This window comes from Cobetia sp. ICG0124 (genome assembly GCF_004006355.1).
Classification (GTDB): Bacteria; Pseudomonadota; Gammaproteobacteria; order Pseudomonadales; family Halomonadaceae; genus Cobetia; species Cobetia marina.
In genome coordinates this window covers 2,602,991-2,624,943 of the sequence record NZ_CP024893.1, presented here as the reverse complement: position 1 = coordinate 2,624,943, position 21,953 = coordinate 2,602,991, and the positions used below count along the sequence as shown (strand labels likewise).

20 protein-coding genes and 2 pseudogenes are annotated in these 21,953 nt (G+C 63.8%); 9 read left to right on the top strand and 13 right to left on the bottom strand.

The annotated features are described in order from the left end of the window. Positions 1 to 35 precede the first annotated feature (35 nt). Both CU110_RS12305 and tldD read left to right on the top strand, forming a co-directional pair. Complete coding sequence (locus tag CU110_RS12305) at positions 36 to 4,034, top strand: AsmA-like C-terminal region-containing protein (protein WP_164850368.1); 3,999 nt, start codon at positions 36 to 38, stop codon at positions 4,032 to 4,034. After that, a complete protein-coding gene (gene tldD, locus CU110_RS12300; protein WP_084209229.1) occupies positions 4,031 to 5,491 on the top strand; it encodes a metalloprotease TldD in 1,461 nt (486 codons plus the stop codon). Before CU110_RS12305 ends, tldD begins: the two co-directional genes overlap by 4 nt. A 6-nt stretch (positions 5,492 to 5,497) precedes the next feature. Here tldD and yjgA read toward each other — a convergent pair whose 3' ends face one another. After that, a complete protein-coding gene (gene yjgA, locus CU110_RS12295; RefSeq protein WP_077371567.1) occupies positions 5,498 to 6,001 on the bottom strand; it encodes a ribosome biogenesis factor YjgA in 504 nt (167 codons plus the stop codon). A 76-nt stretch (positions 6,002 to 6,077) separates the two neighbouring features. Here yjgA and pmbA point away from each other — a divergent pair, with 76 nt between their 5' ends. Then, positions 6,078 to 7,448, top strand: a complete 1,371-nt coding sequence (pmbA, locus tag CU110_RS12290) for a metalloprotease PmbA (protein WP_084209228.1) — start codon at positions 6,078 to 6,080, stop codon at positions 7,446 to 7,448. 71 nt (positions 7,449 to 7,519) lie between these two features. Here pmbA and mgtE read toward each other — a convergent pair. The 12 genes and pseudogenes from mgtE to CU110_RS12230 form a co-directional block, all read right to left on the bottom strand. Continuing rightward, positions 7,520 to 8,874 (bottom strand): annotated as a pseudogene (gene mgtE / locus CU110_RS12285) (magnesium transporter). A gap of 164 nt (positions 8,875 to 9,038) precedes the next feature. Further along, positions 9,039 to 9,308 (bottom strand): HPr family phosphocarrier protein, encoded by a 270-nt coding sequence (locus tag CU110_RS12280; protein ID WP_077371575.1) that lies wholly within the window; start codon positions 9,306 to 9,308, stop codon positions 9,039 to 9,041. After that, positions 9,295 to 10,209, bottom strand: a complete 915-nt coding sequence (gene rapZ / locus CU110_RS12275) for an RNase adapter RapZ (protein WP_077371578.1) — start codon at positions 10,207 to 10,209, stop codon at positions 9,295 to 9,297. Before rapZ ends, CU110_RS12280 begins: the two co-directional genes overlap by 14 nt. 46 nt (positions 10,210 to 10,255) lie before the next feature. Continuing rightward, positions 10,256 to 10,726 (bottom strand): PTS sugar transporter subunit IIA, encoded by a 471-nt coding sequence (locus tag CU110_RS12270; RefSeq protein ID WP_084209227.1) that lies wholly within the window; start codon positions 10,724 to 10,726, stop codon positions 10,256 to 10,258. 9 nt (positions 10,727 to 10,735) lie between these two features. Beyond that, a complete protein-coding gene (raiA, locus tag CU110_RS12265) occupies positions 10,736 to 11,044 on the bottom strand; it encodes a ribosome-associated translation inhibitor RaiA (protein ID WP_043332555.1) in 309 nt (102 codons plus the stop codon). A 206-nt stretch (positions 11,045 to 11,250) separates the two neighbouring features. Next, entirely contained in the window at positions 11,251 to 12,699 is a 1,449-nt protein-coding gene (locus CU110_RS12260) for an RNA polymerase factor sigma-54 (RefSeq protein ID WP_077371583.1), read from the bottom strand. A 151-nt stretch (positions 12,700 to 12,850) separates the two neighbouring features. Beyond that, positions 12,851 to 13,591, bottom strand: a complete 741-nt coding sequence (gene lptB, locus CU110_RS12255; RefSeq protein ID WP_103751363.1) for an LPS export ABC transporter ATP-binding protein — start codon at positions 13,589 to 13,591, stop codon at positions 12,851 to 12,853. Beyond that, positions 13,588 to 14,091, bottom strand: coding sequence for a lipopolysaccharide transport periplasmic protein LptA (lptA, locus tag CU110_RS12250; protein ID WP_240665381.1), 504 nt, complete (start codon positions 14,089 to 14,091; stop codon positions 13,588 to 13,590). Before lptA ends, lptB begins: the two co-directional genes overlap by 4 nt. A gap of 9 nt (positions 14,092 to 14,100) precedes the next feature. Then, complete coding sequence (gene lptC / locus CU110_RS12245; RefSeq protein ID WP_084209226.1) at positions 14,101 to 14,784, bottom strand: LPS export ABC transporter periplasmic protein LptC; 684 nt, start codon at positions 14,782 to 14,784, stop codon at positions 14,101 to 14,103. After that, positions 14,784 to 15,353: an HAD hydrolase family protein gene (locus CU110_RS12240; protein WP_084209225.1), complete on the bottom strand. Its 570-nt coding sequence runs from the start codon at positions 15,351 to 15,353 to the stop codon at positions 14,784 to 14,786. Before CU110_RS12240 ends, lptC begins: the two co-directional genes overlap by 1 nt. An 85-nt stretch (positions 15,354 to 15,438) precedes the next feature. Further along, the gene (locus CU110_RS12235) at positions 15,439 to 16,407 is read right to left on the bottom strand and encodes a KpsF/GutQ family sugar-phosphate isomerase (RefSeq protein WP_077373096.1); all 969 of its coding nucleotides are present in this window, start codon (positions 16,405 to 16,407) and stop codon (positions 15,439 to 15,441) included. 11 nt (positions 16,408 to 16,418) lie between these two features. Then, on the bottom strand, positions 16,419 to 17,363 hold the full coding sequence (locus CU110_RS12230; RefSeq protein ID WP_084209224.1) for a calcium/sodium antiporter: 945 nt from the start codon (positions 17,361 to 17,363) through the stop codon (positions 16,419 to 16,421). Between the two features lie 268 nt (positions 17,364 to 17,631). Here CU110_RS12230 and CU110_RS12225 point away from each other — a divergent pair. From CU110_RS12225 to murA, 6 genes and pseudogenes are all read left to right on the top strand, one after another. After that, a pseudogene (locus CU110_RS12225) lies at positions 17,632 to 18,426 on the top strand (ATP-binding cassette domain-containing protein); the annotation flags it as partial. 18 nt (positions 18,427 to 18,444) lie between these two features. Next, the gene (gene mlaE, locus CU110_RS12220; RefSeq protein ID WP_077371600.1) at positions 18,445 to 19,248 is read left to right on the top strand and encodes a lipid asymmetry maintenance ABC transporter permease subunit MlaE; all 804 of its coding nucleotides are present in this window, start codon (positions 18,445 to 18,447) and stop codon (positions 19,246 to 19,248) included. Then, positions 19,245 to 19,721: an outer membrane lipid asymmetry maintenance protein MlaD gene (locus CU110_RS12215; RefSeq protein WP_127736167.1), complete on the top strand. Its 477-nt coding sequence runs from the start codon at positions 19,245 to 19,247 to the stop codon at positions 19,719 to 19,721. The genes mlaE and CU110_RS12215 overlap by 4 nt, the downstream gene beginning before the upstream one ends. Further along, positions 19,603 to 20,394, top strand: coding sequence for an ABC transporter substrate-binding protein (locus tag CU110_RS12210; protein WP_127736164.1), 792 nt, complete (start codon positions 19,603 to 19,605; stop codon positions 20,392 to 20,394). The genes CU110_RS12215 and CU110_RS12210 overlap by 119 nt, the downstream gene beginning before the upstream one ends. Next, positions 20,381 to 20,635 (top strand): BolA/IbaG family iron-sulfur metabolism protein, encoded by a 255-nt coding sequence (locus CU110_RS12205; RefSeq protein ID WP_084209222.1) that lies wholly within the window; start codon positions 20,381 to 20,383, stop codon positions 20,633 to 20,635. The genes CU110_RS12210 and CU110_RS12205 overlap by 14 nt, the downstream gene beginning before the upstream one ends. 12 nt (positions 20,636 to 20,647) lie before the next feature. Further along, positions 20,648 to 21,913, top strand: coding sequence for a UDP-N-acetylglucosamine 1-carboxyvinyltransferase (murA, locus tag CU110_RS12200; RefSeq protein ID WP_077371616.1), 1,266 nt, complete (start codon positions 20,648 to 20,650; stop codon positions 21,911 to 21,913). Positions 21,914 to 21,953: the final 40 nt, after the last annotated feature.

Here is a 21,953-nt window from a genome sequence, read left to right as displayed (position 1 = left end):
TTTCACGGCGGCGGCGCTGGGGGCGAAGGCTCTTGATGGCGCTGGCGGTGCTGCTGGCGGTGCTGGCGATCGTGATCGGTGGCCTGCGCTGGTGGCTGACGACGCTGGAATCTCGCCGTGACGCGATCAGCGACTTCATCGCTACCCAGACCCATTCCAATGTCGGGATGTCATCGCTTGACGGGCGAATGGACTATCTCGACCCGGCCATCAAGCTCTCCGGCCTGAACCTCTTTCGGCCCGACGAGATGGAGGCGGCCCCGCTGTTGAGCGTGGAGCGTCTCGAGTCGCGGCTTGATGTGCTGTCCTCCCTGCGCCATCTGGCGCCCGTGTTTGACCGTGCGACCGCCACTGGCGTCATCGTTCACCTCTATCAGCATGACGATGGCAGCTGGGGCTGGCCGGGGCCGCCGCGCCCGCCTGAAGCCCTCGAGCCCAAGGGGCAGATGAGCCTGGAACAGCTCGAGCAGGGCCTGGCACTGCTGGCGCGTCAGCGCGTGAGGCTCGAGGATGTACGTCTCGTGCTGCATGGACGCAACGATACGCTCAATCTGAACGCGGCCGAGTTGTTGCTGGCCGGTGATGGTGAACGTGCTCATCTGGAGGGGCAGCTGCGCGTAGGGGAGTCGCCCCAGGCCGGCGTGAGTGCCGTGCTGGAGGTGCTGCCCGGCGACGCGGGGCTCGCCGATTATTCCGCGCAGCTGCAGGTGGAGCTGGATGCCGGTGCACTGGCCAGTGTCGGGCGCCTGATCGGTGAGCGCGACAGCCTGATGCTGCGTGACGCTGATGGCAACGCCACGCTGTGGGCGCGCTGGCGAGAGGCACGGCTGGAAGACGCTCGCCTGCGTCTCGATCTCAATCGTCTGACGCTGGATCACGATGGCGCCATGCTGGCCCTCAAGGACATCCATGCGCGGGGGCAGTGGCTGCGGGATCTGTCGGGCGGGGATCGCTGGCAGGCGTGGCTCAATCAGCTCTCGGTGGGAGCCTCGCAGCTCGATGACGCCGCCGCGCTTGCCAGCCTCCCTGAGCGTATCTCCCTGTCGGGGGATCTTGCCGATGGCAGTGTCTCGCTTGTGACCGGCCGCTTCGATCTGGCGCGGGTGGCGCGCTGGCGCAATGTGTTGGAGCTGGGCGAGCTGGGCGAGATACTTGAGTCACTCGATCCGCGTGGCACCGCCACCGGACTGTCCCTGTCACTGGCCAATATCGGCCTTGAAGCCCCGCTGAGCATGACGCTGGCGCTTGGCCTGACGGATACCGAGGTGGAACCCTGGGAGGGCGCTCCGGGGCTCGGGCCGCTGGCGGCGTGGGTCACGGCGCGGAGTCGTGATGAAGGGGGCATGCAGGGCAGTGTCACCTTCCAGGGAGCCCCCGGCATGCGATTCCATTTCCCGGAAGTCTTCGGTGACAGCTGGTCACTGGAGTCCGCGCAGGGGGTGGTGGACTGGCAGGTGGATGATGCCGGCAGCCAGATCAGCGGGCGTGATCTGGATATCTCGCGTCATGGCGCCAGGGTGACGGGACGCTTCGGGTTGCAGATTCCCACGGATGATGCGGACCGCTTCCAGCTGGATCTGGACATGCAGGATGTGGATGCTCGCAGCATCCCGCTGGCGGACTGGTTGCCGCTCAAGGTACTGGACCCCTCCCTGCGTGAATGGCTGACGCGTGATGTGGCAGGTGTCGTGCCAGAGGGTTCTCTGCATCTGGAGCAGGTTTGGGATGAGGACAATGGCGAGAATGGCTACGGCCCCGGGGACGCGATGGATCTCGAGCTTGCCATCGAGAACGGGCGGCTCGGCTATGTCGAGGGCTGGCCCGCGCTTGACGGCGTGAAGGGCAATCTCGAGCTGCATGACAATGATCTCACGGCCAGCGTCGAGTCGGCGTACTCACGGCCGGTCGCGGCGCTGGGTAGCGCGCAGCGTCTGTCGGTGGATCAGGCCAAGGTCGACATGCACGATGACACCCTGGATATCCAGGGGGATGTCACGGGCAGTGTCGAGGCGCTGTTCGATCTGCTCTCGCATGCACCGCTCGAGGACACCGCGGAGCTGCTGGCCGAGTGGCAGGGCAAGGGCTCCGTGGCGGCGGCCATGAAGATTCGCGTACCGCTTGAAGATGCCGAGCAGGCGCGGGTGGAGGTGACGGGTAAGGTCGGTGAGAAGCAGGCGGCAAGCCTGGCCTTCCCCGGGCCGGGCATCGAGATCGCCGGCATTCGCGGCCCGCTGGCATTCGTGCATGACCCCACGCGTCCTGAAGGACAGCGCGAGCAATTGACCGGCGACCTGTCAGGGCAGCTGTTCGGTGGCGCGGTCAAGGCGGCACTCAATATCGGTCAGGCGGATTCGGCCAGCAAGGGGGCGGTGACCTTCAGTGGCCAGGCGCCGCTGGCACCGGTGCTGAGCTGGCTGGGGGCTCCCGAGACGCTGCTCGGTGATGCGGCGCAGGATAGCCGTGCCGCACTGAATCAGGGAGATAGCCCGCGTGCGCTGGGCGGCACGTTCGATTATCAGGCGCGCCTGATGCTGCCCGAGGAGGGAGCCAGCCTGCAGCTGTCGAGTGATCTCAAGGGCGCGGCCATCAATCTGCCGGCCCCCTTCGGCAAGGCGCGTGATGAAGACGCGGCGTTGTCGGTGGAGGTCGGGCTCGCCGAGGGCGGTGGCGATGTCGTGCTCGCCAATCGTGCCCGCGCTCGCTGGCAAGGCGGCAATACGCGTGATGATGGCAGCAAGGTGCCGATGACCGGCCAGCTGTGGCTGGAACGTTGGCCGAGCGACCCGCAATGGCCGTCCCGTACGGGGTGGGATATCGCCTGGCGGACGCCGACGCTGGCACCTGAGCTCTGGTCATCATGGGGCGGGGCGCTATCCGACGCGAGTGGCGATGATGGTGCCAGTGGCAGCGGTGGCGATGCACTCAGCGAGCTGCCGCGGCTGCGCGTTGCCACCGATTGTCTGATGATCCAGGATCGGTGTACCGGCCCGATGACGCTTGAGGCAACGCCTCGTCAGAGCTCTCAACAGCAAGCGCTGGGGCTGGCGGCCACTCTGGAGGGCAGGCTCGCCAGTGGGGAGCTCGTCTGGCAGTCCGGAGCCGCGCGGCCGTTGATTCTGGATCTCGATCATCTTGATCTCGACGCGCTGTGGCCTGCGCCAAGCAACTTCACCGAAGCCGTGGCCACCGGGGTCGAGCCGACTCCCTACCCAGCGGCGCTGGCCGAGCTGCCGGCAGGCAGCCTGCGCCTGGCACGTCTCATCTGGCGCGAGCAGCAGCTGGGGCCCATCAGTGCAGAGTGGCAGTCGGATCAACAGCGGCTGGTGGTGTCCCCCCTCGCCATTACCGTGGGCGACATGACGGCCCAGGGCAACATCACCTGGGAGGATGCCGGTGCCAATAGTCTGACGCGCGCTCGTCTTTCCGCGGATGGCAGCGATCTGGGCGGGCTGCTGGAGCGGTTGTCCCAGCCACGCGGCATCGAGGCCGAGCGCGCACGCGCCGAGGCCAAGCTGGCCTGGCCGGGGGCGCCGCAGGACTTTGCGCTGTCGCGCTCCAACGGGCGGCTCGAGGTCAAGCTGGACGACGGACGTTTCCTGAATCTCGGCTCGGCGTCCGCGCGGCTATTGGGATTGGTCAACGTCGACAATCTGCTGCGTCGTCTGTCGCTGGATTTCTCGGATGTGACCGACAAGGGCACGGCCTTCGACAAGGTGCGGGGCGCCGCGACTCTCTTTGCGGGGCGTCTGGAAAGCGATGGCCCCTTGCGTATCGAGGCGCCGTCCACCACCGTGACGCTCAACGGGCAGGTTGACCTGCTTCGCGGTACCCTTGATCAACACATGGCCATCACGGTGCCGGTCAGTCAGAACCTGCCGTTGGCCGCCGTGCTGGCAGGCGCCCCCGCCGTGGGCGGTGCGCTGTTCGTGGCCGACAAGATCTTCGGTCGCTTCATCGACAAGGTGACGCAAATTCACTATCGGGTATCAGGCCCCTGGGGCGACCCGAACATTACTCTGGAAAGTGCCGAATGACGCAAAATGCGAGTTCCGGTCGCGTGCTCGACGATGCCGCGGCCCTGTTGCTGACCCCGGGCGGACTCAGCCTGGATGATCTGGATGCCGGCCTGGCACATGCCATGGGTCCGGGTACCGACTATGCCGACCTCTACTTCCAGCGTATCTGGCAGGAGAGCTGGGTGCTGGAAGATGGTGTCGTCAAGGACGCCAGCTACAACATCGATGGTGGCGTCGGCGTGCGTTCACTGGCGGGAGAGAAGACAGGCTTCGCCTATTCCAATCAGATCGATGCCGCCGCGCTTGCCGACACCGGTCGCACTGCCGCCGGCATCTCACGCAGTGGCAGCAATGGCACGGTCGCCCGTTCGATCATCACCGAGGCACCGTCCTTCTATTCCGGCATCGACCCGCTCAATGGCCTGAGTGCCGAGGACAAGGTCGCGTTGCTCAAGGAAGCGGACCGCATCGCCCGCAGCCTTGACCCGTCCATCAGTCAGGTCTCGGCCTCGCTGTCGGCGCTTTACGAGGTGGTGATGGTGCGTGCCAGTGATGGCACCCTGGCCGCGGACCTGCGTCCGCTGGTGCGCTTCAACATCAGCGTGATCGCGGTGCGCAATGGCCGTCGTGAGCGTGGCAGTGCCGGTGGCGGCGGACGCTTCCCGCTGACCCGTCTGCGTGACGACAACGTCGCCGAGCGCTACGCGCGGGAAGCCGTGCGTCAGGCACTGGTCAATCTCGAGGCCGTCGATGCGCCCGCCGGGCAGATGCCGGTGGTGCTGGGCAATGGCTGGCCGGGCGTGCTGCTGCACGAAGCGGTCGGTCATGGTCTGGAAGGGGATTTCAACCGCAAGGGCAGCTCCGCCTTCGCGGGGCGCATGGGCGAACAGGTCGCGGCGCGCGGCGTCACCGTGGTCGACGATGCGACGCTGGCGGACCGCCGTGGCTCGCTGTCGGTGGACGATGAAGGCACGCCGGGTCAGTACACGCCGCTGATCGAGGATGGCATCCTCACCGGTTACATGCAGGACAAGCTGAATGCCCGCCTGATGGGCATGGCGCCGACGGGCAATGCGCGTCGCGAGTCCTTTGCGCACCTGCCGATGCCCCGCATGACCAACACCTACATGCTGGGTGGCGATCGTGACCCGCAGGAGATCATCAAGAGCGTCAAGCGCGGCCTCTATGCGGTCAGCTTCGGCGGTGGCCAGGTGGACATCACCTCCGGGCGCTTCGTGTTCTCCGCAAGCGAAGCCTATCTGATCGAGGACGGCAAGGTGACCACACCGGTCAAGGGCGCGACCTTGATCGGCAACGGCCCGGAAGCCATGGGTCGCGTCTCGATGATCGGCAATGATCTCGAGCTGGATACCGGGGTCGGGGTCTGTGGCAAGGACGGTCAGTCGGTGCCGGTCGGGGTCGGCCAGCCGACGCTGAAGCTCGATGAGCTGACGGTCGGTGGCACCCAGTCATGAACCGGTTTACAGATCGAGCTCGGCACGCAGCAGCCTGAAGAGCTTCTTGGCGCTGTTGGGCTGCTTGCCGGCATCACGCTCGGCGCGTGAATTGCGGATCAGCTGACGCAGTGCCTGGCGGTCCACCTCCGGGTAGTCCTCGACGAAGATCACGAAGGCTTCGTCGTCCTCGATCAGGCGATCGCGCCAGCGCTCCAGGCGCTGGAAGGAGGCATCCCGACGGATGCTCTGCTGCTCCATGCTCTGGAAGACGGCGTTGATGGCCTCGAGGTCTTCCTTGCGCATCAGCTTGCCGACGTACTGCATGTGACGGCGCAGGCCTTCATGACTGCGAATGCGTCCGCACTCATCGATGGCGGCCAGCATGTCATCGGAGAGCGGGAACTTGGCGCGCTGACCGGCCGGCATGTCGATGATCTTCTTGCCGAGGGCCTGAAGCTCGATCATTTCACGCTTCATCTGGGATTTGCTGGGACGCTCGACGAGCTCCTCAGGTCTTTCTTTACGCATGCCAATTCCAACGAGTCGGGGAAATTTGCGGCAGTATAGCACTGCCAGCGCCCCGTCTCCTCAGAAGGAGAACAACATGAGCCAGGCCTTTGATGCCGTTGCTCAGCAACAACTGCTGGAGCGCCGCGTCAGCGAAGCGCTCGAGCTGGCCCGCAGTCTGGGAGCCGATGCCTGTGAGGTGGGCGCCAGCGTCGATCAGGGCGTCAGCATCTCGGTGCGTGACGGAGAAGTCGAAACCGTCGAGCTGTCGCGTGACCAGGGGATCGGCGTGACCGTGTATCTGGGCAATCGCAAGGGCAGCGCGACCTCTTCCGACGCCGGTAGCGACTCGATTCGTGCCGCGGTCGAGAAAGCGGTCTCCATCGCTCATTACACCGGCGAGGACAGCTTTGCCGGATTGGCGCCGGCCGAACTGATGGCCACCGATTTCCCGGACCTTCAGGCGCATCACCCCTGGGCGATCAGCGTCGATGACGCGACGGATCTGGCGCTGGCGTGTGAGCGTGCCGGACTGGAAGTGGAAGGCATCGCGCAATCCGAAGGTGCCAGCTTCTCCAGTGGGGAAGGTGTGCAGGTCTACGGCAACAGCCACGGTTTCCTGGCCAGTCAGTGCGGCAGCCGACACTCGATGTCCTGCATGTTGATCGCCAGGGATGAACAGGGCATGCAGCGTGACTATGACTACACCAGCGTGCGCAACCCGGCCGACCTGCGCTCCCCGGAGGATGTGGGGCGCGAGGCTGCACGCCGCACGCTGGCACGCCTCAACGCGCGCAAGGTGGCGACGGGGCGTATGCCGGTCATGTTCGACCCGCAGATGTCGGCAGGCCTGGTAGGGCACTATCTGTCCGCCATCGCGGGTGGTTCGCTGTATCGTGAGTCCAGCTTCCTGTGCGACAGCCTGGGTCAGCCGCTGTTCCCTGACTGGTTCACCCTCGGCGAGAAGCCGCGTGAGGTGGGTGGCATGTCGAGTGCCGCCTTCGACAACGACGGTGTCGCCACGCGTGACAATGTCTACTTTGCCGACGGCAAGGTGCAGAGTTACATGCTGAGCGCCTACAGTGCTCGTCGCCTGGGCATGCAGACCACCGGCAACGCGGGCGGCGCGCGCAACGTGCGCATCACCGCGCCACTGACCTCCCGTGACGAGATGCTCAAGCAGATGGGCACCGGCGTGCTGGTGACCGAGCTGATGGGGCAGGGCGTCAACGGCGTGACCGGTGACTACTCACGTGGCGCTTCGGGCTTCTGGGTCGAGAATGGCGAGATCCAGCACGCGGTCGAGGAGTTCACGATCGCCGGCAATCTGCGTGACATGGCCGCCAATCTGCTGGCGGTCGGTGATGATGTCGATACCCGGGGCAGCATCCACTCTGGCAGCTGGCTGATCGATGGCATGACCGTTGCCGGCATGTCCGAAGGTGAAGACGATGAGCTGGAAGGCTGATCGCTGACGCTTCTGTCTCTGCGCGAGAGTCCAGAAATTTCTGGAGCAGTCACTGGAATCCATCGGGCGTATTACAGATAGAGCCAGGTCGCCAGGCCCAGGAAGGCCATGAAGCCGATCACGTCGGTCACGGTGGTCAGGATCACGCTGCCGGAGAGGGCCGGGTCGATATTGAGCTTCTTGAGCAGTATCGGCAGCAATGTCCCGGTCACGGCCGCGATCAACAGATTGATCATGATGGCGGCACCGATGATGGCCCCCAGCTGGACATCACCGAACCAGACGATGGCGATCCCGGCGACCACCACCGCCCACAGCAGGCCATTGAGCCCCGCGACGATGATTTCGCGCTTGAGAAGCCAGCGCACGTTGCCACTCTTGACGTGTCCCAGTGCGATGCCGCGAATCAGTACCGTCAGTGCCTGTGAGCCGGCAATGCCGCCCATGCTGGCGACGATGGGCATCAGTACCGCCAGCGCGGTGATCTTCTGGATGGTGCCCTCGAACATCCCGATCACGGCGGACGCCATGAAGGCGGTCAGCAGGTTGATGCCAAGCCAGATGGCGCGACGCCAGGAGGTGCGCATCACCGGGGAGAAGGTATCTTCATCCTCGTCCATCCCCGCCATCGACATGACCTGGTGCTCGGCATCGCCGCGGATGACGTCGACCACGTCATCGATGGTGATGCGCCCGAGCAGATTGCCATCACCGCCGACGACAGGCGCCGAGATCAGGTCATGCTTCTCGAACAGCGAGGCGACCTCGCTCTCCGGCATCAATGCCGGAATCACCACGCTGTCGGTATCCATCACCTCGCGCACCGTGACACCGGGGTCAGAGACCAGCAGGCGGTTGATGGGCAGGGCGCCGATGAATTCATCGCGGCGCGAGACGACCAGCAGAGTGTCGGTGGAATCGGGAAGTCGCTCGTGACGGCGGATGTAACGCAACACGACATCCAGGGTGATGTCCGGACGGATGGTGATGGTGTCCGTGTTCATCAAGCCGCCGGCAGTGTCCTCGGGATAGGACAGCACCGTCTCGACCCGCTGGCGTTCCTGCGCCTCCATGGAGTCGAGGACTTCGAGAATCACGGCATTCGGAAGCCGCTGGAGGATGTCGGCGACATCATCCGGTTCCAGATTCTCGGTGGCGGCCAGGACGTCCTCGGCATCCATGTCCTTGAGGAAGTCGCTCTGGATATCCTCGCCAAGGTATTGGAGCACATCGCCCTGAAGTTCGGCGTCGACCAGCTCCCAGAGCAGGTTGCGCTCCTTGGGGGGGAGGATTCCAGCAAGTGGGCCACGTCCACCGGTGCCAGGCCGCGATTCAGCATGCGCCTTGCCTGATCCAGCTCGCCACTTTCCAGTGCCTGTGACAGGCGATCAAGTCTTGGCTTGAGTTTGCGTGACGTCTTGCTCATCTGTCGGCTTCCCCTGTCGACATGAAGGACAGCGTTGATTCTACCATTGGCGCAGGGGGGCGCGTCGACAAAAGAAAACACTGTTTCTTATCGATAGGGCAATCAGCGCGGAAAAAGTGGCAGAAAGCCGGCGGGCGGGGGATGTCAGACGGGGTGCGGCGGCGTCATTCTTCCTCTTCGAAGCGCGCCTCGAACAGGGACTCGATCGCAGACAGGGCCTCATCTGCCTGTTCGCCCTCGACATCGATGATCAGCGCCGTGCCACACGGGGCTGCCAGCATCAGCAGCGCCATGACGTTGGCCGCGTTGGCGCGTCGCTCACCGTGACTGACCATGACCGTGGCCTCGAAGGGCGCACAGCAGTTGACCAGCTTGGTGGCAGCGCGAGCATGCAGCCCGCGCTTGTTGGTCAGAACCAGTTCACGACTGGGCATCGTGTGACTCCTGACGGGTATCGCTGATCGCCAGGGCCGTATGGATCCCCAGTTCCCGGTGGCGTAGACGCACTTCCGGAAGCTGCTTGGCGAAATGTTCGGCCAGCTGCTCGCAGAGATAGACGCTGCGATGCTGGCCGCCGGTACAGCCCACCGAAACGGTCAGGTAGCTGCGATTGCTGGCCTGATAGGCGGGCAGCCAGCGTTCCAGCCAGCCGGCGATGTCATCCTGCATCGCCTTGACGTCCGGGTAGCGCTGCAGGAATTCCGCCACGCTGTCATCACGACCGGTATCGCTGCGCAGATTGATGTCCCAGTAGGGGTTGGGCAGGCAGCGGGCATCGAACACCATGTCGGCATCGGTCGGCACGCCATGCTTGAAGCCGAAGGACTCGAAGGTGAGTGTCAGATGACGAGAGCTGTGCTGCGCGACCTGTTCGGTGATGCGCGAGCGCAGGTCATGCACGCTGAGGTTGGTCGAGTCGATGACCAGATCCGCCTTCTGACGAATCGGGGCCAGTGTCTGCTGCTCGATCTCGATGGCCTCGGCCAGCGTGCGGTCATTGTCACGGGTCAGCGGATGACGGCGGCGGGTCGCGGAATAGCGTTCGAGCAGGACACGGGAGTCCGTGGTCAGGTAGACGACCTGCACATCCATGCCGCTCTGACGAACGCTGTCGAGCAGTTCGGGGAAGCGACTCAGGGCATCGGGGAGGTTGCGCGCGTCAATGGAGACCGCGATGCGCCGGCGGGTGGGGCTGTCCTTTTCCAGCTGCTCGACCAATGGTGCCAGCAGCATGCCGGGCAGATTGTCGATGGCATAGTAGCCAATGTCTTCCAGCGCCTGGAGGGCAATCGATTTGCCGGAACCGGAGCGACCACTGATGATCACGATCTTCATGGAGTGCTCTCCCAGGGCGAGGTCAGCATGAGGTGAAAGCGGAGGTTCAGCGCGCCGGCAATTCGGCGATGGCCGAGGTCAGGGCATCGAACAATGCTCGCTGACTGTCTGCCTGGCGCAATGCTGCCCGGTTGGTGGGCGAGTTGAGCAGTTCCGCCACCTGGCCGAGCAGAGTGAGATGGGTGTCATCTGCCTCCTCGGGGACCAGCAGCACGAACAGCAGATCGATGGGTTCGCCATCGATGGCGTCAAAGTCGATGGGGTCACCGAGCTTCATGAACGCCGCGATGGGGGTCTTGCAGTGTGGACTGCGTGCATGTGGCACGGCCACGCCGTGGCCGATACCCGTCGAACCCAGTCTCTCGCGCCCGATCAGGCGCGAGAAGACTTCCTGGCTGTCCAGGCTGGGAATGTTCTGAGCAATGAAGGTGCTGAAGAATTCCAGCACCCGCTTCTTGCTCCCCCCGGGGACGCCGTAGAGCGTGCGCTCGGGGGGAAGGATCTGATCAAGTGTCATGGCAGAAGGTCAACGGGTCCCGGTGCCCTGAGAGCGAGCCTGGGACTTTTCCTTGTGTTTGACCAGCTGGCGGTCCAGCTTGTCGGCGAGCGCGTCGATGGCAGCGTACATGTTGGGGTCTTCTGCCAGGGCATGGAGGTCGGCGCCAGCGGCGTGCAGGGTGCAGGCAGCCTGTTGGCGTTCCTTCTCGATCGACAGTGTCACCTGAACATTGGTGATGTTGTCGTAATGCCGTTCGAGGCGAGCGAGCTTCTCGTTGACATAATCGCGGAGAGGATCGGTGAGTTCCACATGATGCCCGGTGATATTCACTTGCATGGACACGCTCCTTTATCCAGCGGGTTGCCTTTGAATTGTAACCCTTTTTGACTGCGAGCAAACCCTGATTGAACGCGCGGCCACGGTGTACCGAGCGTCTACCCCGACAATGCCCAAGCTTTGAACAAAGATCAACGCTGCGCTGCATCGTGGGGCAAGGCTTGTCTTCAACCCAGCGAGGGATATCAGCAGGTTCTTCATGAGCATCACGCCAAGCGCTTGCGCTCGCTGGAGGAGGGGATGCCCATGGCCTCGCGATACTTGGCGACCGTCCGGCGCGCTACCTCGATGCCATCACTGGCCAGCAGATCCACCAGGCGTGAGTCGGACAATGGCTTGCGCGCCGGTTCTTCCGAGATCAGCTTGCGAATGCGCGCGCGGATCGCGGTGCTGGAATGCGCGTCACCGTTGCCGCTGCCACCCACCTGACTCGAGAAGAAGAACTTGAGTTCGAACACGCCTCTCGGGGTGTGGATATATTTCTGGGTGGTCACCCGCGAGATGGTGGATTCGTGCATCTCGACCACTTCCGCGATGTTGGCGAGGATCAGCGGCTTCATGCCTTCTTCCCCCTGCTCGAGGAAGTCGATCTGGCGCGCCATGATCTCGCGGCCCACCTTGAGCAGGGTGTCATTGCGTGAGGACAGGCTCTTCATCAGCCAGCGGGCTTCCTGAAGATTGTCCTTGAGGAAGGTGTTGTCCGCGGACTTGTCGGCCCGCTTGATGAGGGCGGCATATTCCGGCTGGATACGCAGCTTGGGCAGCGCTTCCGGGTTGAGCTCGACCTGCCAGCCGTGACGCGTATGACGGACCAGCAGGTCCGGGATGACGTAATCACTGGCAGGCTCGCCCCAGGCGGACGCCGGGCGCGGGTCGAGCGCCCGTACCAGACGAATGACGTGATCCAGCTCATCATCATCCAGGCTCAGGCGACGCTTGAGCAGCTTGCGATCGTCATTGCCCAGTGCCTCGAGGAATTGCCGCACCAGACGGCGGGCCTGGGCCAGCAGCGGCAGATCGTCCGGCAGCAGGGCCAGCTGCAGCAGCAGACATTCGCGCAGGTCTCGAGCGAACACACCGGTGGGATCGAACTGCTGAAGGCGCAGCAGGACCTGCTCGAGTTCCGACGCCTTGAGGCCGGGCAGTCCCTGACCTCGCAGGCCATCGACCAGTTCGTCCAGGCTCATGCTCAGGTAGCCGGCCCCATCCACCGCATCGATCAGACTCTCCGCCATCTGGCGTTCACGTGCATCGAGGTCCGTCATCGCCAGCTGCCAGCGCAGGTGGTCCTGCAGGCTTTCGACACTGGTGTTGCGATCGAAGTCCGGCCCGTCCTCGCTCGAGCTTCCGCTGCCGGAACTGGTCAGGCTGCCTGCGTGATCCTGGTAGAGGTCCGACCAGTCACTGTCGAGAGGGTATTCTTCAGGAATCTCGCTGTTGGTCTCGGAGGTGGAGATCTCGCTCTTGTCCTGTGTCTCCGCGACATCCAGCGACTCGTATTCCTCGTCAAGCTCCAGCATGGGGTTTGACTCAAGCGCCTGCTGTATCTCCTGACGCAGGTCCAGCGTCGACAACTGCAGCAGCTGGATCGCTTGCTGAAGTTGCGGGGTCATGGTCAGGGAAGTGCCGAGTCGAAGCTGCAAGGTGGGTTTCATGGGGTCTGTCATTCACGGCAAAGGAACGTGCATCTACGCTATACCGTGGGTCGGGGCACTGACAAGGGGCAGTCGAGAATATTCAAGCAACTTGCATGCCATGTTGCCACCAAGGTGGTATGGACGTCATGCGTTCGAGTGAGGTGTGGCACTAGAGCTTGAACTCATGGCCCAGGTAGACATCACGCACCTGCTGGTTGGCGAGGATGGTGTCGGCGTCGCCATGCGCGATGATCTGACCATCGCCCACGATGTAGGCGGTATCGCAGATGTCGAGTGTCTCGCGCACGTTGTGGTCGGTGATCAGCACCCCGATACCGCGGTCGCGCAGCTGGCGCACGATGCTCTTGATCTCGCCCACCGAGATGGGGTCCACGCCGGCAAACGGCTCATCGAGCAGCACGAAGTCTGGCTCGGTGGCCAGTGCGCGAGCGATCTCCACGCGGCGGCGCTCCCCGCCGGAAAGGCTCATGCCGGCACTGTCACGAATATGCGTGATGCTGAACTCGTTGAGCAGCTCCTCCAGGCGTGCCTTGCGTCCGTTGCGATCCAGGTCCTTGCGCGTCTCGAGGATCGCCATGATGTTGTCGGATACCGAGAGCTTGCGGAAGATCGAGGCTTCCTGGGGCAGATAGCCGATGCCGGCGCGAGCCCGCTGATGCATGGCGGCGCCGGACAGGTCGTGGTCATCGATGGTCACGCTACCGGCATCCGAGCGCACGAGGCCGACGATCATGTAGAACGAGGTCGTCTTGCCGGCCCCGTTGGGGCCCAGCAGGCCTACGATGTCACCCTGGCGGATTTCCAGCGAGATGTCCTTGACGACCTTGCGACCCTTGTAGGCCTTGGCCAGATGACGAGCGCTGAGGGTACGTGGGCTGGCAGCAGTCATGTGCCATTGCTGGCATTGACCTGGCGCTTGTCCAGGAAGTATTCCACGTAGCCACCTTCGAAGGTGTCATCGCCTTTCTCCAGACGGGCATCGCCGACCAGTTCCACCCGACGTTCCAGCGCGTGGTAGCGAATGGTATTCGCCCAGCCCTTGACCAGTCGCTCGTCGGTATCGGGTTTCTGCTCCATGTAGGCGCGCTGGCCGGTGGCCTTGACCAGGGAAATCTCGCCGCTGTCGGCGCGACTGATGTCCACGCGCGCGGCATCCAGCTTCATGCTGCCCTGGCGCATTTCCACGCGACCGGTATAGGTGGCTGTGCCGGCCTTGTCATCCAGTGACAGTGAGTCGGCGGCAATGTTGATCGGCTGGTTGGCATCGCTGTCCAGCGCCAGTGCGGTCGGGGAAAGCGTCGTCATGCCAAGTGCCAGGCCAAGGGCCATGACACCGGGTCTGAGTGTCTGGCGCCAGACCGTCAAGGGCGTGAGAGTCGTTGAAGTCATGGGGTGCGCTCACTGATCCTGGGCCGGCGCGGCATCGAAGGTGCTGGAGACGCGGCCATCATCGTCACGGGTGGTGTCATTGCCGGTGTCGAGAGTCTCGGCTTCCCGGGCGGCATCGCTCTTGCCCTTGCCGGGTTGCAGGGTACTGCGGACGCGGCCTTCCAGCTGGGCGGAATCCTGAGAGAGGTCAGCGCTGAAGCGATCACTCTCGACGCGTTGACCATTCTGGGTGATCACCACCGGCACGTCACTCCAGGCACGATTCTGCTCACGACTGTAATGCAGCACGTCGGTGTCCAGTGTCCAGGCGTCCGAAGGCTGGCGCAGTCTGGCATTGCCCTCGAGGGTGAAGGTGTCGCCGCCGGCGCTCAACACGCCACTGTCACCCGTGGCGTACCAGCGACGGTCTTCGCTGTCGTTGGTCCGGATCTTCGGTGCCTGCGCACGCGTCACGTCATCGCCTGGCGTGTGTTCGATGTGCGGGGAGGTCATCGACTGGATCGACACTCCCCGCGCATCGAAGCGCGTCATGTCAGCCCCGTCGAGATAGTAATCCGGCTCATCACTGCTGGCGTCGACATCCACTGTCGATTCCAGACTGTTGCGCTGCTCGATCAGGGCCATGACGCCGCCGACCAGCAGGAGCAGCAGCATCAGCCACAGGCGCGGAGAGGGACGGGGAAGACGTGGCATCAGGCGCGCGACTCCTGCAGATAGGTATCCAGCACCGAGGCCCAGTGGCCCTGTGCCTTGAGCAGCAGATCACAGATCTCGCGCACGGCACCATCACCGCCCTGACGAGTGGTCACCCAGTTGGCTTCACTCATCACATAGGGCATGGCGTTGGGAACGCTGACCCCCAGACCGACGCGACGGATGGCTTCGCGATCCGGCAGGTCATCTCCGCAGTAGGCCACCTCATCCAGCGCGATATCGTGCTCGCGACACAGGTTGGTCAGCGCGACCAGCTTGTCCTCGCGGCCCTGAATGACGTCCTGGATACCCAGCTCCTTGGCGCGACGTTCCACCATCGGTGAGCTGCGACCCGTGATCAAGGCGACTCGGATACCGCTGCGCAGGATCAGCTTGAGGCCGTGGCCATCCTGGACATGGAAGCTCTTGGTTTCCACGCCATTGGCATCGTAGTGCAGCCGGTTGTCCGTCAGCACGCCGTCCACATCCAGCGCCAGCAGGCGCACGCGACGTGAGCGGTCGATGATGTCCTGGGGGTAGTCCTCCGCCAGGGAAGTGATGTCATTCATGGTCTTTCTCCTCGCATTCCGTGCATGCGTGACGCATTCCTGTAGGCGACGCTGTCGTGCAGAGACAGCAATCCCGCGGGGGAGTTCAGATCACGCCGCTGGCCAGCAGGCCGTGCATGTGGATGGCGCCGATCGGGTGCTCATCCTCGTCACAGACTACCAGAACGCTGATGCGGTTTTCTTCCATGATGCGCACCGCCTCGGCGGCCAGCATGCTGGAACGGATGGTCTTGCCACCGCGCGTCATGACGTCATCGACCTTGAGCGCACGCAGATCGCCGTGCTGATCCAGGGTGCGGCGCAGATCCCCATCGGTATAGACGCCGACCAGATGCTCGTCCTCGTCGATCACGCAGGTGAACCCCATGCCCTGGCGGGTGATCTCGAGCAGCGCATCGCGCAGCGGGCTGCCCAGCGCCACGCGTGGCAGGGCATCGCCTTGATGCATGACGTCCTGGACGCGCAGCAGCAGTCGCCGCCCAAGGCTGCCACCGGGATGAGAGAGTGCGAACTCCTCGGCGGTGAAGCCGCGGGCTTCCAGCAGTGCCACGGCCAGCGCATCCCCCATCACCAGTGCGGCGGTCGTGGAGGCCGTCGGTGCCAGGTTCAGCGGACAGGCCTCCTGGGCGACGCTGGTGTCCAGGTGTGCGTCTGCATCACGCGCGAGCGTCGAGCCGGGCTTGCCGGTCATCGAGACCAGCGGCGTCCCCATGCGCTTGAGCAGTGGCAGCAGGGCGGTGACTTCGGCGGTTTCACCGGAATTGGACAGTGCCAGCACCGTGTCCGACGAGGTGATCATGCCGAGATCCCCATGGCTGGCTTCGCCGGGATGCACGAAGAATGCCGGCGTGCCGGTGCTGGCCAGAGTCGCCGCGATCTTGCTGGCGATATGGCCGGATTTCCCCATGCCGGTGACGATCACCCGGCCCTTGGTCGCCATCATCAGCTGGCAGGCATGATCGAACTCTGCATCCAGTTGGTGCTCCAGTGCCGCGATGGCGGCGCCCTCGATCGCGAAGGTGCGTCGGGCGCTGGCGCGGAAATCCGCCTGCATGGCCACAGGCGTCAGCGAGTCAGGCTGATGGCAAGCCAGGCCGTGTAGCCGAGGTAGCAGGCCAGCAGCACCAGCCCCGGACCACGGCCGATGCGGCCGCGACGCTGCCAGATGAGCAGGGCAGCCAGCATCAGGGTCAGACCGAGCATCACCGGGTAGTCGCGACTGATGGCGCTGCCATCCACCGGCCCCGGTGCCAGCAGGCCCGGTACCGGCAGGACAGCCAGGATGTTGAAGAGGTTGGAGCCGATGACGTTGCCGATGGCGATGTCGTGATGGCGCTTGAGTGCGCTGGCCACGCTGGCCGCGAGCTCCGGCAGGCTGGTACCGATGGCGATGACGGTCAGCCCGATGATCAGTTCGGGGACGCCGAGTGCCTGGGCGATATCGGTGGCGCCCCAGACCAGCGCGCGTGAGCTGGCGATCAACACCGCCAGACCGAAGAGCAGCCAGAAGATGGCGCGTCCGGCGCTCATCTCGGGGACGTCATCCTGACTCTCGGCGTCACTCGGCGAGTCGACCTTGAACAGCCAGACAAGCGTGAACACCAGCAGTGCCAGCAGCAGGATGCCATCCAGACGCTCGAGCCCGCTGTTGGAGAGGGCATAGCCCCCCAGTGCCGTCGCGGCCAGCAGCAGCGGCAGTTCACGGCGCACCAGGCCGAAATGCACCGGGATGGGAGCGATGAGCGCCGTGACGCCCAGCACCAGACCGATGTTGGCGATGTTGGACCCCAGAGCATTGCCGGTGGCGATGTCGGGGGTGCCGTCAAGCGAGGCCATGATCGAGACCACGATCTCCGGCGCCGAAGTGCCGATGGAGACGATGGTCATCCCGATGAGCAGCTTGCTCATGCCAGCTCGCCATGCGGTAGCGGCGGCGCCTTCGACGAAGCGATCGGCGCTCCAGACAAGACCTATCAGGCCAAGGATGACAGCGAGGATGGGATATAGCATCGGAACTCTCGGGGCAGGAGGCAGGGCAGCGGCTTGTCGCCAGTGACCGCGCCATTAAACGCATCCCCCCAAGGCATTGCAAGGCAAGGGGACTGGTAGTGAGGGGGCGGGTTCGGATACGATGTTCGCTAACTAACTTGATTCCCGAATGATGTGATCCTCCCTCACAGCGGATGCTTCTATGACTGAATTACCCGGTCAGGCTGCTACAGCGACCGCTGCGGCCGGCGCTGATGCATCGCCATCCTCTCGCCGTGGCTCCGCTGACATCGACCTCGACGACGCATTGATTCGTGTCGAAGGCCTGCGCTTCACCCGTGGAGAGCGCGAGATCTTCTCCGGGATAGACCTGAAGATTCCGCGTGGCAAGATCACCGCCATCATGGGGCCCTCCGGTACCGGCAAGACGACGCTGCTCAAGCTGATCGGGGGGCAGTTGACCCCGTCCGCCGGGCGTGTAGATATCGCCGGTCACCATGTGCATGCCCTGTCGCGGCGCGAACTGTTCCGCATGCGTCGTCGCATGGGCATGCTGTTCCAGAGTGGTGCGCTGTTCTCGGATCTCAGCGTGTTCGAGAACGTGGCCTTCCCGTTGCGAGTCCATACCAATCTCCCCGAGGCGATGATCCGCGACATCGTGCTGATCAAGCTCGAGTCCGTCGGGCTGCGTGGGGCGCGTGAACTGATGCCCGCCGAGCTCTCCGGTGGCATGACGCGGCGTGTCGCGCTGGCACGCGCCATCGCACTGGATCCGGACCTGATCATGTACGACGAGCCCTTCGCCGGTCAGGACCCCATCTCGATGGGCGTGCTGGTCAATCTGATCCGTCGCCTCAACGATGCGCTGGGCATGACGGCGGTGGTGGTCTCTCACGATATCAAGGAGACGCTGACCATCGCCGATTACGTCTATGTGATCGCCGATGGCAAGGTCATGGCGCAGGGCACGCCACAAGCCCTGAACGCCGAGGCGGACCCGCGCGTGGCCCAGTTCATCCACGGCAAGCCGGATGGACCGGTGCCGTTCCACTATCCCGCGCCGGATTTCGCCGGCGACATTCTCGATGGCAGAGAAGCGGCCATGAGCGGTCTGAATCGTGGCCCGCTGGGGGCCATCACCTCGCTGGGGCGCAGCACCATCGAGGTGATCTCTGCCATCGGCCGCGCCGGCATGCTGCTGGCGCAGGCGGGCGTCGGCCTGCCATCCCGTGAGGGGTTCTCCCTCTGGGTGCGTCAGATGCACTTCGTCGGCGTACTGTCACTGGCGATCGTGCTGGTGTCGGGGTTGTTCATCGGCATGGTGCTGGCCCTGCAGGGCTATACCATTCTGGTCGGGTTCGGTGCTGAGGAGGCGCTTGGCCAGATGGTGTCGCTGTCGCTGCTGCGCGAGCTGGCCCCGGTCGTGGCGGCGCTGCTGTTCGCCGGGCGCGCCGGCTCTGCCCTGACGGCCGAGATCGGCCTGATGAAGGCGACCGAGCAGCTCACTAGCATGGAAATGATCGGCGTGGATCCCCTCAAGCGGATCGTCGCTCCGCGGCTGTGGGCCGGTTTCGTGTCCCTGCCGCTGTTGACCATCGGCTTCAGCGTCGTGGGGATTCTGGGTGGCAAGCTCGTGGGTGTCGATTGGCTCGGCATCTACGAAGGGGCCTACTGGAGCAGCATGCAATCGAATGTCGACTTCGTCGGGGATGTCATGAACGGCGTCGTCAAGTCACTGGTCTTCGGGCTGGTGGTGAGCTGGATCGCTGTCTTCCAGGGCTATGACCTGATCCCGACCTCGGAAGGCATTTCACGCGCGACCACACGTACTGTGGTTTATTCATCGCTGGCGGTGCTGGGACTCGATTTCGTCCTCACAGCCGTCATGTTTGGAGATATTGGATGAAACGTACCCGCATGGTCGAGTTCGGCGTGGGCCTGTTCGTACTTGCCGGTTTTCTGGGCATGGTGTTCCTCGGGCTGCGCGTCAGTGGCGTCACCTTCCAGCAGGCGGATGACACCTTCGTGCTCAATGCCAACTTTTCAGGGATAGGAAGCCTCAAGCCGCGGTCCAAGGTGACCATGGCGGGCGTGGCGATCGGCAGTGTCGAGAAGATCGAGCTGGATCCCAAGTGGTTTGACGCCCGTGTCACGATGAAGCTGGACAGCAGCCTCAAGGGCAAGTTGAGCAAGGACACCACGGCTGCCATCCTGACCTCGCGGTCTGCTGCGCGATGCACATTTTCAAGGAGCAAATCCGATGACCCATATCCTCAAGCAGCTGATTCGTCCACTGAGCGTATTGAGCCTGTCTGCCATGATGGCGATGAGCCCGCTGGCCTCTGCCGCTTCCCAGGAGCCGGACGTGCTGCTGCGTGATACCGTCGAAGGCCTGACCACCAAGATCGACAGCCGCGAAAGCTATTACAAGGATCACGTCGACGAGCTGGAAGCGCTGGTCGACAACTCCCTCGAGCCGGTCGTGGATTACCGCTACATCGCGGCAAGCGTGATGGGCAAGTACTTCAAGGGTGCCTCTCCGGAACAGCGTACCGAATTCTCCAAGGTCTTCCATGACACCCTGATCGGTACCTACGCGAAGGGCCTGGTGAGCTTTGACTACGCCAAGCTCGAAGTGAAGGACAGTGAAGGCGAGCGTCGTTATGAAGATCAGGACACCGTCTACATGGACGTGATCGACACCAAGGGCAAGGTGTACCCGGTGGCCTATTCCATGCGTCTGCGCAATGACGAGTGGAAAGTGGTCAACGTGATCGTCAATGGCGTCAATCTGGGCCTGACCTTCCGCAATCAGTTCGACCAGGCCATGCGTGACAATGGCCGTGATATCGATGCCGTCATCAAGGGCTGGCAGCCGGATGTCGACCTGGAAAAGGACAGCGGGGAGGAGGCAGGAGGCTGCCGCCAATCGCGTTCCCGCGCGCTTTTGATTACCATGTGCGGTCATATCGCCCAGGTCGAAGCGCAGCGTAATGTGCCTGGCCCGGACATGCACCGCGAAGGAGTCATCGCCCGTCATGCAACCGAATGATGTCAAGGCCCTGCTCGAGGCTCGAATCGAGAACGTCGATTTTCATATCCAGGGTGAAGGATGCAACTTCCAGGTCGTCGCCGTGGGCGAGGTCTTCGCTGACCTCAGTCGCGTCAAGGCCCAGCAGTTGGTCTACGCCGCACTCAATGACGAGATTCGCTCTGGCGCGCTTCACGCCATCAGCATTCGTACCTATACCCCGGCGCAGTTCGATGCTGCCGTCGGCAACGCCCAGAGCTGATCGGAACATTTCATGGACAAGCTGATTATCACCGGCAACGGGCCGGTCAACGGGGAAGTCTGGGCCAGTGGTGCCAAGAATTCGGCCCTGCCCATCCTGGCAGCGACACTGCTGTCCGAAGGTCCCGTGACCATCAGCAATCTGCCGCACCTGCAAGACATCACCACCAGCCTGGAATTGCTCGGGCGCATGGGAGTCGAGCCGGTGATGGGCGACAACATGACCGTGCAGCTGGACGGCTCCAAGGTCGAGCACTGTCATGCGCCCTACGAGCTGGTCAAGAAGATGCGCGCCTCGATCCTGGTGCTGGGCCCGCTGCTGGCTCACTTCGGCAGTGCCGAAGTCTCGTTGCCGGGCGGTTGCGCCATCGGCTCGCGCCCGGTGGATCTGCACATCCGTGGCCTGGAAGCCATGGGCGCGGAGATCTCGGTCGAGAACGGTTACATCCGTGCCAAGGCGCCGGGTGGCCGCCTCAAGGGCGCTCGCATCGTCTTTGACGTGGTAACCGTCACGGGTACCGAGAATCTGCTGATGGCCGCGACCCTGGCCGATGGGCGCACCGTGCTCGAGAACGCGGCACGCGAGCCGGAGGTCGTCGATCTGGCCGAATGCCTGATCGCCATGGGCGCCAGGATCACCGGCCACGGCACCGATACCATCGTCATCGAAGGGGTCGAGAGGCTGCACGGTTGCGAATACTCCGTGATGCCTGATCGCATCGAGACCGGCACCTTCCTGGTCGCGGCAGCGGCCTCGCGTGGCAAGGTGCGCGTCACCCGTACGCGCGCCGATACCCTCGATGCGGTGCTTGCCAAGCTGGAAGAAGCCGGTGCCACCATCACCACGGGGGATGACTGGATCGAGCTGGACATGCAGGGCAAGCGTCCGAAGGCGGTCAATATCCGTACGGCGCCGTATCCGGCATTCCCCACGGACATGCAGGCCCAGTTCGTGGCGCTGAATGCCGTGGCCGAAGGCACCGGTACCGTGATCGAGACCATCTTCGAGAACCGCTTCATGCACGTGCAGGAGCTCAACCGCATGGGCGCGCACATCGCCCTGGAAGGCAACACGGCGGTGGTGACCGGTACCGAGCGCCTGTCGGGCGCTCCGGTGATGGCCACGGACCTGCGTGCCTCGGCCTCGCTGGTGATCGCGGCCATCGTCGCCGATGGCGAAACCATGGTGGATCGCATTTACCACATCGATCGTGGTTATGAATGCATCGAGGAGAAGCTCTCCGGGCTGGGCGTGATCATCCGCCGCTCCGCCGGTTGAGCCGAGTCCTGCCTCCATGCGCTGCCGGCCATCGCAGGTC

Bases quoted from the DNA above. Each gene is read 5' to 3' on its own strand.
- CU110_RS12305 (WP_164850368.1), top strand. From the start codon at position 36: ATGGCGCTGGCGGTGCTGCTGGCGGTGCTGGCGATCGTGATCGGTGGC.
- tldD (WP_084209229.1), top strand. From the start codon at position 4,031: ATGACGCAAAATGCGAGTTCCGGTCGCGTGCTCGACGATGCCGCGGCC.
- yjgA (WP_077371567.1), bottom strand. From the start codon at position 6,001: ATGCGTAAAGAAAGACCTGAGGAGCTCGTCGAGCGTCCCAGCAAATCC.
- pmbA (WP_084209228.1), top strand. From the start codon at position 6,078: ATGAGCCAGGCCTTTGATGCCGTTGCTCAGCAACAACTGCTGGAGCGC.
- CU110_RS12280 (WP_077371575.1), bottom strand. From the start codon at position 9,308: ATGCCCAGTCGTGAACTGGTTCTGACCAACAAGCGCGGGCTGCATGCT.
- rapZ (WP_077371578.1), bottom strand. From the start codon at position 10,209: ATGAAGATCGTGATCATCAGTGGTCGCTCCGGTTCCGGCAAATCGATT.
- CU110_RS12270 (WP_084209227.1), bottom strand. From the start codon at position 10,726: ATGACACTTGATCAGATCCTTCCCCCCGAGCGCACGCTCTACGGCGTC.
- raiA (WP_043332555.1), bottom strand. From the start codon at position 11,044: ATGCAAGTGAATATCACCGGGCATCATGTGGAACTCACCGATCCTCTC.
- CU110_RS12260 (WP_077371583.1), bottom strand. From the start codon at position 12,699: ATGAAACCCACCTTGCAGCTTCGACTCGGCACTTCCCTGACCATGACC.
- lptB (WP_103751363.1), bottom strand. From the start codon at position 13,591: ATGACTGCTGCCAGCCCACGTACCCTCAGCGCTCGTCATCTGGCCAAG.
- lptA (WP_240665381.1), bottom strand. From the start codon at position 14,091: ATGACTTCAACGACTCTCACGCCCTTGACGGTCTGGCGCCAGACACTC.
- lptC (WP_084209226.1), bottom strand. From the start codon at position 14,784: ATGCCACGTCTTCCCCGTCCCTCTCCGCGCCTGTGGCTGATGCTGCTG.
- CU110_RS12240 (WP_084209225.1), bottom strand. From the start codon at position 15,353: ATGAATGACATCACTTCCCTGGCGGAGGACTACCCCCAGGACATCATC.
- CU110_RS12235 (WP_077373096.1), bottom strand. From the start codon at position 16,407: ATGCAGGCGGATTTCCGCGCCAGCGCCCGACGCACCTTCGCGATCGAG.
- CU110_RS12230 (WP_084209224.1), bottom strand. From the start codon at position 17,363: ATGCTATATCCCATCCTCGCTGTCATCCTTGGCCTGATAGGTCTTGTC.
- mlaE (WP_077371600.1), top strand. From the start codon at position 18,445: ATGAGCGGTCTGAATCGTGGCCCGCTGGGGGCCATCACCTCGCTGGGG.
- CU110_RS12215 (WP_127736167.1), top strand. From the start codon at position 19,245: ATGAAACGTACCCGCATGGTCGAGTTCGGCGTGGGCCTGTTCGTACTT.
- CU110_RS12210 (WP_127736164.1), top strand. From the start codon at position 19,603: ATGACCCATATCCTCAAGCAGCTGATTCGTCCACTGAGCGTATTGAGC.
- CU110_RS12205 (WP_084209222.1), top strand. From the start codon at position 20,381: ATGCAACCGAATGATGTCAAGGCCCTGCTCGAGGCTCGAATCGAGAAC.
- murA (WP_077371616.1), top strand. From the start codon at position 20,648: ATGGACAAGCTGATTATCACCGGCAACGGGCCGGTCAACGGGGAAGTC.